The sequence below is a fragment of the Novosphingobium sp. genome (assembly GCF_025351285.1).
GTDB lineage: Bacteria > Pseudomonadota > Alphaproteobacteria > Sphingomonadales > Sphingomonadaceae > Novosphingobium.
This window is the reverse complement of record NZ_JANXWG010000019.1, coordinates 1-14,608: the sequence shown is the minus strand read 5'-3', so window position 1 is coordinate 14,608 and position 14,608 is coordinate 1. Positions and strand designations below refer to the sequence as shown.

Genomic DNA, 14,608 nt, shown 5'->3' with positions numbered 1-14,608 from the left:
GCAGCGATCTTCCAGTACATCAACGGGTTCTACAACACGCGGCGGCGTCACTCATATCTGGCCGGGATCAGCCCGCTCGCATTCGAGGCCAAGGTGGCATAATGAGATAGGTGACCGGCACGAAACCGTTACAAGTCCAGTTTGCGTCACCTGTGTGCGGGCCGGTGCGACTGACCCGATAATAATACCGAGACGCTACCTTCACGCTGGGCGGGATCATGTGCAAGGTAGAGCCAGCCCGGCACCGGGATTCGGTGCCGGGCTGGCTCTATCCTTCAGGATTATCCGTTCTGGTCGTCACTCACATCATTGGTCGGCGAGTCCTCGGGTGCCTGCTCATTTGCAGCCTGCTCAGCGCCCTTGCCATGACCCGAGATCAGATCGCCCAGTGCTCCCCCGCCTTCGAAACCAGCGATGCCAGCGGCGGCCTTCGCCAAAAATCCTGCGTCGGGATCGACCGCGTCCAGAGCTTTTTCTGCTGCGAACGCGCCAGCAGCTTCTTCGGCCAACTTTTCAAAACCCATGTCCGGTTCCCTTTTGAAAACTGCGACCCAGCGAACGGCGTGCTGCCGCAGGTGGATCGCTTTCAAGATATGGCACGCCTAGCTTACGCCGCGCTTACCTGACTGGCGCGCCAAGGTATCGGCGCATATGCGAGCACGGACTACGGCCTGACTCTGACTGACGCAGAGCTGCGGGAAAATTCCTTCAAGGTCGTCTGGCTTGCAATCAATTGGTTGAGCAGACTGATCACTTCAAGCGATCTATCTTCTACTCGCGGATCGGTGGCCGGAATCGACCATTTGGAGCCTCGATGTTCTATGAAAATCACAGCGTCGCTCGAGTCGTTGCGAAGGGCGTCAAACAGCAGGTTCTCGCCGTCGCGCGTGATAGCATGCGAAAGTGGCGTCGGCCCCATCTCGGCCCGGAGTACTTCGCCAAGGTAGTAAACAATCTCGTCAGGTGAGCGGAATGTCACGCTTACATAGCTGTCATCTGCTGTGGCAGGGCGGCCTAGCGCCCCAATCGACATTTTACCCACCGCAACCGCACTGGCGGAAAATTGGGCTGCCAAGTGGCTATTCGCATCACCGATACGAGCTGTTAGTTTCTCGCTGCAACCGTCACGGAACGGCTGCGGAACGGTCACCACCAGTTGGGTTGATCCAGGCGGGGTCAGAGTCATCATCGCTGCTTCTCCGCCTGTTTGCTTCTCGTCGACGCCGAATTTGTCGAGCAGCCCTCCTGCAATCAACTCAAGTGCCTTCGCGGCAGGTACGTTGAACGTGAGGGCGGGAGGGGGAGTGGCCTTTTCCGCGGAAAATTCGATGCCCTGCCACGCTGAAAATCCCAGTGTCGGGGAATAGTGCATTGGCCCATTATCGAAGGTCGCGACGACCTTGTCGTGATAGATGCATTCGACTTTCTGGACGACCAACGGGGCGAGCATTCGGGAGCGCCACCCCTGCGACAAGAACAGCAGGATAGTGTCGCTGCCGACGGGCTGGAGCATTCCCTTGGCGAATTCGTCGCTGTTTAGCGGCACGATTGTGAACGTTGGTGCATTCTGGAAGCTGCCGTTTACCGTCGGCTTGAACGCGGTGTTGGTGCCTCCCAACAAATCGGCGACCTCTCCGCTGACTGACGCTTGCACGTTCAGACTGCCTTCAATCTGGTTGAACGCCGTATAATAAGTGGGTTCTCGGTACGCTGCCCTGACAATGTTGAGCAAGATCATCCGATTACGTGTATCGGCCACCACGCGATTGTAATCGATCGCAAAATTGGTCATCGTCGGTCGCATCGAGACGCAGCCTGCTGTAAACAGGGCAGGAATGAGAGCGGCGCAAATTTTCCACTTCAACGTCATAATTTCCTCCGCGATATAGCCAAGCCCTGCCCAAAATTTGCTCATCCGAACACAAGTCTAACATGTCGGGAATGGCAGGTGCAGCGCCATCGTTGATCATCGTTGTCGAACACCCTGGGGCGTCACGTCCAAACTCTCAGATGGACCCTGTCCGCAACTGAAGTGGCCGATCATCAACAACCCTGAGCGGGAAACTGATGGTATCAAATCGGACGTACGAATCGATGGCGAGGTAGAATTCTATAACACTCCGTAATTATCGTAACTTTAGTAAATCTTTTGATATCTCCGATGGCACAGAGCAAGTACATCAATCCATTGGGATATCGAAATGTCGAACTTACAACGTGTAATCAAAAACAATGAGGGTGCAACCGCAATAGAGTATGGGCTCATAGCAGCGCTCATTGCCGTTGCTGCAATCACAGCTATGGGGTCACTCGGAAACTCATTGTCAAATAATTTTTCCACCGTTTCAAACGCAGAAAATAATGCAAATAATACGGCGTCTGCATAAATAGATATTTACATTATGAGGTACTATAGTTATAGTTACTGCTAATTTATAACCACCTTTCCATACAGGTTGCTTTCAAATTTGTCATAAATTTGGTGAAAGCCACATCCGATTGTGCCCAACGTCAAATATGACGTGCTGATCTGCGAAGTTACCCCACGTGACGACAACATCGCTATCGGTGCATGGGTTAGATCCGCTCGGAATATCGAATGCGTCGAGCGAGACGCCTCCCAATGAAACTTTCACAAGCGGGCGGCCAGAATTATCAAAATTCACTGGTCGTCCCAAAATGGCCATCCGGATGGGATCGCCATGCTCATTGCGCGCATCGGCAATCAGACAACCACTGATCTTTGACTGCGAAACGGCTGCGATCTGCATGCCCTTGCCAACGTGACGGTCGCCCTGATCAAATACACGCAATTTGGACCGCTTGAAGTCGAAGCCGATCCTCATGTCACTCATCAAATCTGACCCAATGATCAAATCCGTCGCAGGCCGTGTTGGTTCTATATCGACGCGATGTATGCGCATTTCGTCGCGGTCGATGCCAATAACGCGGTTCTTGATCACCAGCTGCGGCCCTCGCATTGCCGGATCGACTTTCAGGTTTTTTGCTACTGAGGGATCGGCCGTTGTAATCGGAGCAGATGGATCGATCACAGCCTCGACTGGCTGCAAATCGATCCGTGCAGAAATCAACAACAATCCCGCCTTGAGGACGATCTTGTGAGACATGATGCCGATCGGACCAGACATGAATTTAATCCTCTTTTGACTGAATGACCAAATTTGTTCCCGTCGCTTGGAACAAGGCCACGCTGTCGCTCAACCGCGCCGCTTGGGCCTGGACAAGAAGGGCGGTGGCCTGCGATGCGGCAACTGATGCATTGAGAAGGGCAGTCGTACCCAAGGCGCCCAATTCAACCTGGCGACGGGTCAGGCTAAACGATCGACTTGCAGCGGCGTTGGCGCGCGATGCCGCGTCGAGCGCAGCGGCATCGGTCCTAAGCCCGGCCAATGCATCATCCACGTCGAGAAACGCCTGAAGCGCGGCGGAACGGTATTGTGCCTTGGCCGCATCGAGCGCGGCAGCGCTCGCGCGCTGTTGGTGCAACAACTGGCGGGAGTGAAAGATTGGCTGGGTCAGCGTGCCGATCACCGCGAAAAACGGATTGCCGGTGGCAAACAGGTCTTCAATGCGGTTGGCCGATCCGCCGATGTTGCCCGTCAACTGGAGTGCGGGTAGCCGCGCGGCGATCGCGGTGCCCAGGTCGGCCGCTGCGCCGCGCAGCTGCGCTTCGGCGGCGCGCACATCGGGGCGATGCGCGATGATGTCCGCCGGCAACCCGAGCGGCAGGCCGGCGGGCAGCGCAAGATCGGCCATGAGCGGCAGATCGGGAGGCGGACTGCCGGCCGGCACCCCGGTCAGGCTGTCGATCAGCCCGAGCTGGTGCTCTGCCTGGCGTTCGAGCCCGGGTAGCGTGGCTTCGATCGCTGCAAGCGCGGCCTTCTGCGCGATCACATCGGCTTCGCCCAGATCGCCGATCGCCCGGCGCCGTTCAAGCAGCGTGACGAGCTGCCGGTCGCTTTCAACCGCGTCGTGCGTCGCCGCGATCTGCGCTTCAAGCGAGGCGTGCTGGATAACCGCCAGCGCCAGGTTCGCGACGATCGTGGTCCGCGCCGCGACCAGTCGGGCGGCGGCAACATCGGCCGCTGCACGCGCCGATCGGACCTTGCTGCGCCCAGCTCCGAACATGTCGATCGGATAGGACACGGTCAATTGCGCGGTGTGGAGCGTGTAGATGTAGGCGTTGGGATCAGGCAACGGCGGGGAGAACGTCTGCGACACCCGCAGCCGCTGCGATTGCAGACTGGCGTCGACTTGCGGGCCTTGCGATCCCGCGACCGCAGCTGCCTGCTCGCGTGCCTGGCGCAGCGTCGCCTCGGCCATCGCCAGATCGTTATTGTGCGCGAGCGCCACATCGACCAGCGCTTTCAGTCGCGCGCTGCCGAAGCTTTCCCACCAACGCGGCAACGGCTCGGCGCCGGCCTCGATCGCTTGCGCCGGGCCCGATGCAGGGGCGATCGTTTCGGACGCACGCGCCGGGGGCAGCGGTGCAGAGCCGCGCACATCGCGCGGGCCGGGTGTGCAGGCTGCAAGCAGCAGCACCGCCGATAGAGCAGCGGTAGGCAGGCGCGTCATGCCGGCTCCATCGGCGTGCCATCGGCATGATGCCGGCGGATCCCATGGCCATGCGCGCCGCGGTGGTGCGAGAAGCGCACGATCAGCACCGGCAGCACCAGCAGAATAAGGATCGGCGCCAGCGTCATGCCGCCGACCACGACCAGCGCCAGCGGCTTCTGCACCTGGCTGCCGATCCCCGACGAAAGGGCCGCCGGCAGCAGCCCGATCGCCGCCGCCAGGCAAGTCAGCACGACCGGCCGCATTGAATGGCGGATGGTGATGGCAATCGCGTCGTCGCGGTGCTGGTCCTCGTTGATCTGCTGGTTGAACGCGGTGACAAGCAGGATGCCGTCCATCGTCGCGATCCCGAACAGTGCGACGAAGCCGATCGCCGCGGAAATGCTGAACGGCGTTCCAGTCAGCAACAGCGCCAGCACCCCGCCGACCAGCGCCATCGGGATCACGCTGAAAGCGAGGAATGTATCGCGGATCGAGCCGAAGTTGGCATAGAGCAGCACCAGGATCAGCAGCAAGCTGATCGGGACCACCACCTTGAGCCGAGCGACCGCGTTGGTCAGATTGTCGAGATCGCCCGCCCATTCGAGATGATAGCCGGTCGGCAGCACCACGTTGCGCGCGATGCGCTGCTTGATCTCACCGACCGTACCGCCCAGATCCCGCCCGCGCACGCTAAACTTGATCGGGACATAGCGCTCCTGGTGCTCGCGGTAGATGAACGAGGCGCCCGAAGTCAGGTGCACTTGCGCGACTTCGGACAGCGGAACCTGCACCAGGCCGCCGCCGTTCGGCGCGGGTGCGCCGATCGTGATGCGCCTGATCGCCTCGATGTCGCCCCGCTGCGACGGATCGAGCCGGACCTGAATCGGGAAGTGACGATCGGTGCCCGGCTCGTAGAGATCGCCCGGCGACTGCCCACCGATCGCTGCCGCCACCGTGGTGTTGATATCGTCGGTGGTCAGCCCGTAGCGGCCGGCCGCCAGCCGATCGACGTCGATCCGCACAGTGGGCTGGCCGAGAGAGTTGTTCACGCCAAGGTCGGTCACCCCCCTGACCTTGACCATCTGCGCCTTGATCTGGTCCGAAAGTCGCTCGATCACCGCAAGATCGTTGCCGAAGATCTTGACCGAATTCGCCCCCTTCACGCCCGAGGTCGCCTCTTCGACGTTGTCTTCGATGTATTGCGAGAACTCGAAGTCGAGCCCGGCAAACCGGTCCTGCAGCCGGTGCTGCAGATCGGCGGTCAGCGATTCCTTGGTTACCCCGGCGGGCCATTCGCTCGCCGGCTTGAGCGGTGCGTAGAACTCGGCGTTGAAGAAGCCGGTCGCGTCGGTGCCGTCGTCGGGGCGGCCGTGCTGCGAGGTTACGCGCTCGACCTCGGGGTAGCTGGAGATGATGTTGCGGATCTCGATGACCTTGGGCTGGCCAGCCTCGAGCGAGACCGAAGGCGGCAAGGTCGCGCGGATATAGAGGTTGCCCTCCTCCAGGTGCGGCAGGAACTCCACGCCCAGCGCCATGATCGAGCCCACCGTCACCACCAGCGCGATGGCAGCCGTGCCCAGCGTCAGCACAGAATTTTTCAGCGCGAACGAAGCCGCCGGTTCGTAACGGCGGCGGATCTGGCGGACCAGCCAGGTATCGACTTCCTGCAGGCGGTCGGGCAGCAGCAGCACCGAAAGCACTGGCGCGATCGTAAAGGCCGCCACCAGCCCGCCGCAGATCGCATAGGCATAAGTCTTGGCCATCGGCCCGAAGATGTGCCCCTCGATTCCGGTCAGCGTGAACAGCGGCAGGAAGCTGGCGATGATGATCGCCGCCGCGAAAAAGATGCCACGGCTGACATCGCTCGACGCGTGTAGCACGGCCGAAAAGCGCGTGGCGCGACTGGCAGAGATGCGGCCGGCACCGATGGCGTGGCTGCGGTCAGCCATGCGCCGGAAGATCGCCTCGACCATGATGACCGCGGCGTCGACTACCAGTCCGAAATCGAGCGCGCCTAGCGACAGCAGGTTTGCGCTTTCGCCCTGCAAAGTCAGAATCAGGATCGCGACCGAAAGCGCGAAGGGGATTGTCATCGCCACGATCAGCGCGCTGCGGAAATTGCCCAGGAACAGCCACTGTAGGACAAAGATCAGCAGCACGCCCGCCGCCAGGTTTTCCATCACTGTGTGCGTGGTAACGCCGATCAGGTCCGACCGGTCATAAATCCGCTCTAGCTTGACGCCCGGCGGCAGCACCCCGCCCGCGTTGATCGTGTCGATTTCCTGTTCGACCGCGTGGATCGTCGGCAAGGATTGCGCGCCGCGCTGCATCAGCACGATGCCCATGACGATATCGTCGTCACGCCCCTCGCCCGCGATGCCGAGCCGCGGAAGGTTGCCGATCTTCACCTGGCCGACGTCGCGCAACAGAACCGGGGTTCCGCCGAGCGTGCCGACCAGCACGTTGCGGATCGCCTCGACCGACTGAATCAGGCCGATCCCGCGCACGATCGCCGACTGCTCGCCGAAGTTCACCGTCTGCCCGCCGACGTTGGCATCGCTCTTGCCGATCGCTGACAGCACTTGCGGCACCGTGACACTGTGCGCGAGCAGCTTGTCGCGATCGAGCTGGACTTCGTAGCTGCGCAGCTTGCCGCCCCAGCCGTTCACGTCGATCACGCCCGGTATGCGCTTCAACCGGCGTTGCAGAACCCAGTCCTGAAGCGTCTTGAGGTCCATCACCGAATAGCCTGTCGGCGCGGTCAACCGGTAGCGGTAGATTTCACCGATTGGGCTAGTAGGAGAAATCTGAGGCTGCGCCCCGCCCGGAAGCTGCGGCAACTGCGCCAGCCGGCCGCGCACCAGTGCCTCTGCCTCGGCAAAGGTGACGCCGTAATCGAACTGGACCTTCACGTCCGACAGCCCGAACAGCGAGATCGAGCGGATCGCCTTCTGGTGCGGCAGCCCGATTACCGCGATCTCGATCGGCGTGGTGATGTTGCGCTCCATCTCCTCGGACGAGATACCGTTGCTTTGCGTGATCACCTCGACGAGCGGCGGCACTGGATCGGGATAGGCCTCGATGTTGAGATTGGCATAGCCGGCCACGCCCGCCAGGATCGTCACGATCAAGAGCGTGAGCACCAGCATCCGCTGGCGCAGGGCAAGTTCGATCAGGCGGTTCATCAACAGCTCACCGGTCGATCCCGGCCTCGTTGACGAACAACGCACCCGCCACCACGATGCGATCGCCCGGGTTCAGCCCCCTTGCCACGCGCGTCAGCCCGCCTTCGGTATCGCCGACCTGCACCACGCGCGCGTGCAGCAGGCCATCGCGGCTTTGGACCCAGGCCCGTGAGGTCTCGCCCTCGTGGATGATCGCCTGTGCCGGGACAAGAACGCCAGGCTCGCCACCCAGCGCGCGCCGGATCGTGAAGCTGGCGAACATCTGCGGTTTGAGCAGGCCTTCGGCATTGTCCACCGTCGCGCGTACGGGCAGGCGGTGGGTATTGGGATCGAGCGCGGCGCTGATGTTGTCGATCCGCGCGCGGAATGCCCGCCCCGGCACCGACGGCGTCGTCACCTCCACCTCGTCTCCCAGTCGCGCGTTGGCCGCTTCGCTTTCGGGCAATTGCGCGACCAGCCACACGCGCGACAAGTCGGTGATCGTCATCAACGCGGCATTCCCGCCGGCGCTGAGGAACTGGCCGGGCGAAACGCTGCGATCGGCGACGACGCCCGACACCGGCGAACGATAGACAGTCGCCGATTGACCGCCGAGGCCGACCGAAGACGACTGTAGCGAGCGGATCTCGCCCGCCGACTTGCCGAACAGGCCGAGCCGGTCCTGCGCCGATCGCAGCGCCGATTGCGCGGCGCGATAATTGGCTTGCGCGGTCACGAGATCGGCCTGCGCCTGGAGATAGTCCTTGAGCGCGCCGCCGGCGGTCTCGTAGATCGCCTTCATCCGTGCCGAATTGGCCCGCGCTGTCTGCACCACCTCGCCCGTCGAGGTGACTTGCGCGGCGGCGGTCAGCAGCGTGTTGCGCGCATCAACCAGTTCGGGCGATGCCACCGCCAACAGCGGCGAGCCTTGCGAGACACGCTGTCCCGGCTCAACGAACACGCGCACCACTTGCCCGGAGAACGGGAGCAGGATCGGCGTGCTGTGATCGGCATCGACCGCGATTGAACCACTGGCCCGAACGAGCGTCGCATTGGCGCCGAACCGGACCGGCTCGATCTTCAATTGCGCCAGCTGCGCGGGCGTGAGCCGCAAGGTGTCTGGCGTAAGCGATTCAAATCCCTGCGACGCCGGTGATCGCAACCAGCCGAGGCCGATGTATGCGACGATCAGCAGAACAATCGCCATGGCTATGAGACCAAGCAGCCGCCGCTGCTGGCTGATCAACAAGCTTGGTGCACTCGCCAAACGCGTTGGCGGGGTGTCGTCGTCCGTCAAGCCAATTAACCAATTCTCATCTTGATGCTTTGCCCGAGCAACGCTCGCTCGGCGCGCAAAACCGCCTAGACCGTAGCGCTTACGGGCACCTTTCATTGCAATCGAGCAATTGCCTGCGGATTGCGATCTCAAGTCGGCCTGACAGCCGGGAAGCCGCTGCTCGCGGTCATATTTTCTACGACCAAATCCGATGCACCTGCTTGACCGATAATGTGAGTTGGGCCCGGTACGACGCGAGATAACCGCGGATCGGATCGACTTCCCCGCCAAAACAAAGGAAGCTGCTGCGTAGGACCGCAACAAGTAGCGCTCGAAATAGCGCCGCAAGCTCTCGGGCACGAACAGAGCCTCGCACTGCCGCGTGGCAGATCGGGGCTTATTGCGTGCATTTGCAAAGCATAGCTCAAGTTCGCAAACTGTTCCAAAGGCAACCTGCGCCCGCGTCGCAGTTCGCACCTGTCAAATGGCCATTTGCTTCCGTAAATCGCGATCACGCCCATTTCTCGCCAGGCCGCCGCCTTCCCTTCAGTCGCCCGTTCGGCTAAGGATTCCGCGGGGTTCGACCGGATATGCCGGAAAATTGGTTGGCCGAATTCCTGCTACAAAAGTGTACAGAGTGGGAACAAAATCTAGCACACCCTATGCGGCGAACCGATCGACCTTGATCCTGGCTTCGTGACTGCTTGCCTCGGCGAGGTCACGCGAGCATGTTGCGCAACCGGATGACGAGATTACCCGGCAGCCCCTTGGGCTTGCCGCTCTCGGCAAATATCCGGTCAGCGTACCGGGCGCGTAGGCGAGGTTACGCGATCAGCCCCGGGTGAACGATAAAACCACTCTCTGTGAGCGGTAAAAGCCATTTCGCCGATCAGTGCTGCGGGCCTAACCGCTGGGCAATTGCCGAATGCAATTGCAACAACGGGGCGAATGACCATGAATAGCAACCTGTACCCCTATCGCTCAAGCCTGATCCCGGCCGCGTGCCTCGCATTTGCTGCGCCCGCGCTGGCTCAGCAGCCGGCGCCGCCGCCTGGCCCTGTGGTCAATCCGCTGGCACCCGCACCGACGAACGCAGAGGATCGCGTTACTGGCCAAACCAATCAGGAGTGGTGGCCGCAGCGTCTCGATCTCGAACCGCTGCGCGCAAACGAGCAGAACTCGAACCCCTACCGCGATTTCGATTACGCCAAGGCGTTCAGCGCACTCGATCTGAAAGCGGTCAAGGCTGATATCGCGCAGATGTTGACCGTTTCGCAGCCATGGTGGCCAGCCGATTATGGCACGTATGCACCGTTTTTCGTGCGCATGGCCTGGCATGCGGCGGGCACGTATCGCGCCGCCGATGGCCGTGGCGGTGAAGACGGCGCGCAGCAGCGCTTTGAGCCATTGTCGAGCTGGCCCGATAACGCCAACCTCGACAAAGCGCGGCGGCTGTTGTGGCCGCTCAAGCAGAAGTATGGTCGCGCGTTATCGTGGGGCGATCTGATGGTGCTGACGGGCAACGTCGCACTTGGACAGATGGGCTTCAAGATCATTGGTTTCGGCGGTGGCCGCCCGGACGCCTGGACCGCGGAGCGCGTCTTTTGGGGTCCGGAGCGCAAGATGCTGACCGTTGCGCGGTATGACAAGGATGGGAAGCTGATCGAGCCGCTTGCCGCAAGCACGCAAGGGTTGATCTACGTCAATCCCGAAGGCCATCTGGGCGATCACGATCCCGCGCACGCAGTCGACGATATCCGCCAGACCTTCGGTAACATGGGAATGGATGACCAGGAAACCGCAGTGCTGATCGCGGGCGGCCACACCATCGGCAAAGCGCACAGCGCGCACAATCAGGCAGCGTGTCAGGGCAAGGAGCCTGCAGGCGCGCCAATCGAGCAGCAGGGCATCGGTTACCAGAGTTCGTGCGGCACGGGTGTAGGCAAAGATGCGATCACGTCGCCACTCGAGGGCGCGTGGGTGCAGACCCCGACACGTTTCAGCAACAATTACAACGAAGGTCTGCTGAAGTATAACTGGGTCAAGACTCCAAGCCCTGGCGGTGGGGTGCAGTGGAAGCCGTCCGATCCCAAAGCTGCGAAGCTGGTGCCCGATGCGTTCGATCCCAAGCTGCGGCATGCGCCGATGATGTTGACCACCGACGTGGCGCTCAAGATGGACCCCGCGTACCTCTCTACAATCGAGCGTTATCGCACGCACCCCGATCAGTTCCGCGACGAATTTGCGGTGACATGGTTCAAGCTTACGCACCGCGATCTGGGCCCGAAGTCCCGCTATCTTGGCAGCGAAGTGCCCCCGCAGGACTTCATCTGGCAAGATCCGGTTCCCCGCGAGAGTACCAAGCGTATTTCGGACGGAGATGTTCAGGGCTTGCGCGATGAACTCAAGTTATCGGGGCTGAGCGTGCCGCAAATGGTGCGCACTGCCTGGGCGGCGGCGGCAACGTTCCGCAATACCGACTGGCGCGGCGGAGCCAACGGCGCGCGGCTGGCGCTGGCGCCGCAAAAGGACTGGCCTGTCAACGATCCGCAGGATCTGGCACCGGTACTGGCACGCTATCAGGCGATCCAGGCGGGGTTCAACAAAAGCCACCGCGAACGGCCGGTCTCGCTGGCCGATCTGATCGTGCTTGGAGGCAATGTCGGCATTGAAAAGGCTGCTGCTGACGCAGGCACGCCGATCAGGCTGCCGTTCACTCCGGGGCGCACCGATGCGAAGCAGGAGCAGACCGATGTGAAGAGCTTTGGCTATCTCGAACCCAAGGCCGATGGCTTTCGCAACTACTACGAGCCCGGCCAGCGGCTGACCCCACCCGAAGCGCTGGTCGACAAAGCCGGTGCGCTGGGACTTACGGCCTCGGAAATGACCGTGCTTGTGGGCGGGATGCGCGTACTCGATGCCAACGAAGGCGGATCGCAGGCTGGCGTGCTGACCACGCGTCCACACCAGTTGACCAACGACTTCTTCATCAATCTGCTCGACATGAACACCGTGTGGAGCAAGGCCGACTCCACAGGCGCAATGTATGTCGGATCGAACCGCGTGACCGGGCAGCGGGTGTGGACCGCGAGTACGGTAGACTTGTCGTTCGGCTACACATCAGAACTGCGTGCGGTGGCCGAAGCCTATGCAATGCGCGACGGCCAGAGCAAATTCGTCGATGATTTTGCCGCGGCCTGGACCAAGGTTATGAGCGCGGATCGATATTGAAGCAGGCTGCTCCTGGCGGCACGGGCGCTGCGCCGTGCTGCCAGGGGCTCCTCGCGTGCGTGCCCATCACATCAGATGCAGAGAATCGACGGAGATGCCCGAGCACCAGGGGCGAGCAGCGGGATTCGGTAAAATCGGCCGTTCACGCATTGATCGCGAAATGGCTAAAATCGGGTCGACTGCTGCCATTGCCGATATGGCCAGATTCGCCGCCGCGCCATCAAGCCTCCTTCGCAATGGAGAGCTCGAATCCCGCTGATACACAAACCTCAAGGCCAGTTATGAGGTTACGGCCTGGAATTGAAAGGCGCGCGTAAGCGCCGCGGTCTAGGCGGCTGGTCACATGATCAGCGGTTCCCATTCCTTTCTCAGCATCGTCGTAATCGGGTCTTCGTATTGACCGACGACGAGGTGCCGACCACTCGATTGACGACTGGGAAAAGCCTGCCGGGTAACCAGCAACTGCGGTTGCTTGGCTTGATCGCGGCGGCTGCAATATTCGTTGTACTTATCATCGCAGGTGGGCGTTGGTTGCTTGCCCCGCATTCGCAGCGAGCCGAAATCCTGCCGCCAGACACCCTGCGTCTGACGCATGAGCAGTTGTCACAGTTGAAGTTTGCCCCGGTAAGATTTGGAGCCAATGCCACCTTGGTTCGAGCCAGTGGGGCGATCGCGGTGGATGCGGACCATAGTACGCCGATACTCCTGCCATTTTCCGGCCAAGTTGTGCACGTGTTTGTCGAAGCAGACCAGCGTGTCACAAAAGGAACGCCGTTGCTTGCGGTTGCTTCTCCTGAACTGGGCGACGCGCGCAATGCCCTTCTTACCGCTGCCGCGCAGGTGACATCGACGGGTCAGTCTGTCCGTATCGCGCAGCAAAATGCTGCCCGGATGAAAGCCATTCATGAAACCGCAGGCGGGGCGCTCAAGGACGACCTCCAGGCGCAGGCCGACCTCGTGACCGCGCAAGCCAACTCACGCAGCGCTCAATAGGCCTTGCGATCGGCGCAGGACCGGTTGGGTCTGTTCGGCAAGTCTGCCGGCGAAATCCGCGCGCTCCAATCCACATCGCTCGCCCTTGGTGGCCAGGCCGCGACGGTCTACCGGTCACCGGTTACAGGTGTCGTTGCCGATCGCAGCGTATCGCCCGGCCAGTTCCTCAGCGCTGGCGGCAGCAACGCGCTGATGACGATCACCGATCTATCGCGCGTCTGGCTTGTAGCGCAGTTGCCGGAAAGCGAAGCGGCCAACGTGCGCCTGGGCGACGGCGTCGTCGTGACGACGCCTTCGGTGCCGGGACGGACATTCAGCGCGCGGATCGACAACATCAGCGCTGCGCTCGATCCCAACACACATCGGTTGCCTGTCAGGGCGACGGTTGCAGATGCTGAAGGCCTGCTCAAGCCGCAGATGTTCGCAAGCTTTACGATCCGCCGAATGCTGGGCGGCGAGGCCGGGGCGCTCGTGCCGGCCGAGGCAATCATCCACGAGGGCGAAGCCGCGCGGCTGTGGGTCTATGGCCGCGACGGTCTGCTCCATGCTCGCATGGTGCAGACAGGCGACACCGAGGGCGGACTGACCCGCGTTGTGCGAGGCCTGAATTCCGGCGAGCGAGTCGTTGTCTCGGGCGCATTGTTCGTTAACGAGGCCGGCCTCGGGCAATGAGGCGGGCGTGAACCGGCTGATTGAACTCGCGCTACGCCAGCGAATGCTGGTGCTGGTCTTGCTGGTGGTCACGATTCTGGCGGGCGTGATCGGCTACGCCAACCTCAACATCGAGGCCTATCCCGATCCGGTGCCGCCGCTGGTCGAGGTCATCACGCGGAGCAACGGCATCTCGTCCGAGGAGATGGAACGCAACATCACCACCCCGATCGAGATCGCGGTAACAGGGTTGCCGCATCTCAAGGCGATCCGCTCGATCTCATTGTTCGGGCTGTCGGATGTGCGGGTCCAGTTCGACTACGGGGTGACGTTTTCCGAAGCCGAAGCGCTTGTTCGCGGCCGGCTTGCACAGCTCCAGCAGCTTCCCGGAGGCGCGCAGCCGTTGATTTCGCCGACCAGCCCGGTCGGCGAAATCTACCGCTACCGGCTGAGCGCGCCAACCGGCTATTCGGTGATGGACCTCAAGACCTTGCAGGACTGGGTGCTCCAGCGCCGCCTGAAACGCATTGCCGGCGTGATCGACGTGAACGGCTGGGGCGGCAAGCTGCGCAGTTATACCAACCTGCACTGATCATGACCCACGCGCCCATTTGCGGCGGCCGATGGTCATGATGTGCCAAGGCTGATCGATGAGCTTGTTCCAGGCTTCGCAGCAGTGGTCGATGATGTTGTCGTAGGATGTGAAGACGCGGTT

General features: G+C 61.5%; 9 protein-coding genes and 3 pseudogenes. 5 read left to right on the top strand and 7 right to left on the bottom strand.

Features of this window, described 5'->3' with window-relative positions; genetic code table 11:
• A partial coding sequence (locus tag Q0R16_RS19525; RefSeq protein WP_366857042.1) for an IS3 family transposase occupies nt 1–102 on the top strand: 102 nt, incomplete at its 5' end.
• 179 nt (nt 103–281) lie between these two features.
• Here the strand turns inward: Q0R16_RS19525 and Q0R16_RS02440 are convergent.
• Together Q0R16_RS02440 and Q0R16_RS02435 are read right to left on the bottom strand one after the other, a co-directional pair.
• On the bottom strand, nt 282–590 hold the full coding sequence (locus Q0R16_RS02440; protein WP_295631448.1) for a hypothetical protein: 309 nt from the start codon (nt 588–590) through the stop codon (nt 282–284).
• Between the two features lie 74 nt (nt 591–664).
• The gene (locus tag Q0R16_RS02435; RefSeq protein ID WP_295631446.1) at nt 665–1,915 is read right to left on the bottom strand and encodes a hypothetical protein; all 1,251 of its coding nucleotides are present in this window, start codon (nt 1,913–1,915) and stop codon (nt 665–667) included.
• A gap of 286 nt (nt 1,916–2,201) precedes the next feature.
• Here Q0R16_RS02435 and Q0R16_RS02430 point away from each other — a divergent pair, with 286 nt between their 5' ends.
• Nucleotides 2,202–2,387 carry a Flp family type IVb pilin gene (locus tag Q0R16_RS02430; protein WP_295631444.1) on the top strand — a complete coding sequence of 62 codons (186 nt, stop codon included), beginning with the start codon at nt 2,202–2,204 and terminating at the stop codon, nt 2,385–2,387.
• Between the two features lie 84 nt (nt 2,388–2,471).
• Here the strand turns inward: Q0R16_RS02430 and Q0R16_RS02425 are convergent, their stop codons facing one another.
• Genes Q0R16_RS02425 through Q0R16_RS02410 form a run of 4 tightly spaced genes read right to left on the bottom strand, consistent with a single transcriptional unit; the run spans nt 2,472 to nt 8,949 of the window.
• Entirely contained in the window at nt 2,472–3,149 is a 678-nt protein-coding gene (locus Q0R16_RS02425) for a hypothetical protein (protein ID WP_295631442.1), read from the bottom strand.
• A gap of 4 nt (nt 3,150–3,153) precedes the next feature.
• Nucleotides 3,154–4,596 (bottom strand): efflux transporter outer membrane subunit, encoded by a 1,443-nt coding sequence (locus tag Q0R16_RS02420; protein WP_295631440.1) that lies wholly within the window; start codon nt 4,594–4,596, stop codon nt 3,154–3,156.
• Nucleotides 4,593–7,763 carry a CusA/CzcA family heavy metal efflux RND transporter gene (locus Q0R16_RS02415; protein ID WP_295631438.1) on the bottom strand — a complete coding sequence of 1,057 codons (3,171 nt, stop codon included), beginning with the start codon at nt 7,761–7,763 and terminating at the stop codon, nt 4,593–4,595. The genes Q0R16_RS02420 and Q0R16_RS02415 overlap by 4 nt, the downstream gene beginning before the upstream one ends.
• A gap of 7 nt (nt 7,764–7,770) precedes the next feature.
• Nucleotides 7,771–8,949, bottom strand: a complete 1,179-nt coding sequence (locus Q0R16_RS02410) for an efflux RND transporter periplasmic adaptor subunit (protein ID WP_295631436.1) — start codon at nt 8,947–8,949, stop codon at nt 7,771–7,773.
• A 1,023-nt stretch (nt 8,950–9,972) separates the two neighbouring features.
• Here Q0R16_RS02410 and katG point away from each other — a divergent pair.
• The 3 genes and pseudogenes from katG to Q0R16_RS02390 form a co-directional block, all read left to right on the top strand.
• Nucleotides 9,973–12,249 carry a catalase/peroxidase HPI gene (gene katG / locus Q0R16_RS02405; protein WP_295631434.1) on the top strand — a complete coding sequence of 759 codons (2,277 nt, stop codon included), beginning with the start codon at nt 9,973–9,975 and terminating at the stop codon, nt 12,247–12,249.
• A gap of 411 nt (nt 12,250–12,660) precedes the next feature.
• A pseudogene (locus Q0R16_RS19520) lies at nt 12,661–13,914 on the top strand (efflux RND transporter periplasmic adaptor subunit).
• A gap of 7 nt (nt 13,915–13,921) precedes the next feature.
• Nucleotides 13,922–14,470, top strand: a pseudogene (locus Q0R16_RS02390) (efflux RND transporter permease subunit); the annotation flags it as partial.
• Nucleotides 14,471–14,485: 15 nt separating this feature from the next.
• Here Q0R16_RS02390 and Q0R16_RS02385 read toward each other — a convergent pair.
• A pseudogene (locus Q0R16_RS02385) lies at nt 14,486–14,608 on the bottom strand (IS630 family transposase); the annotation flags it as partial.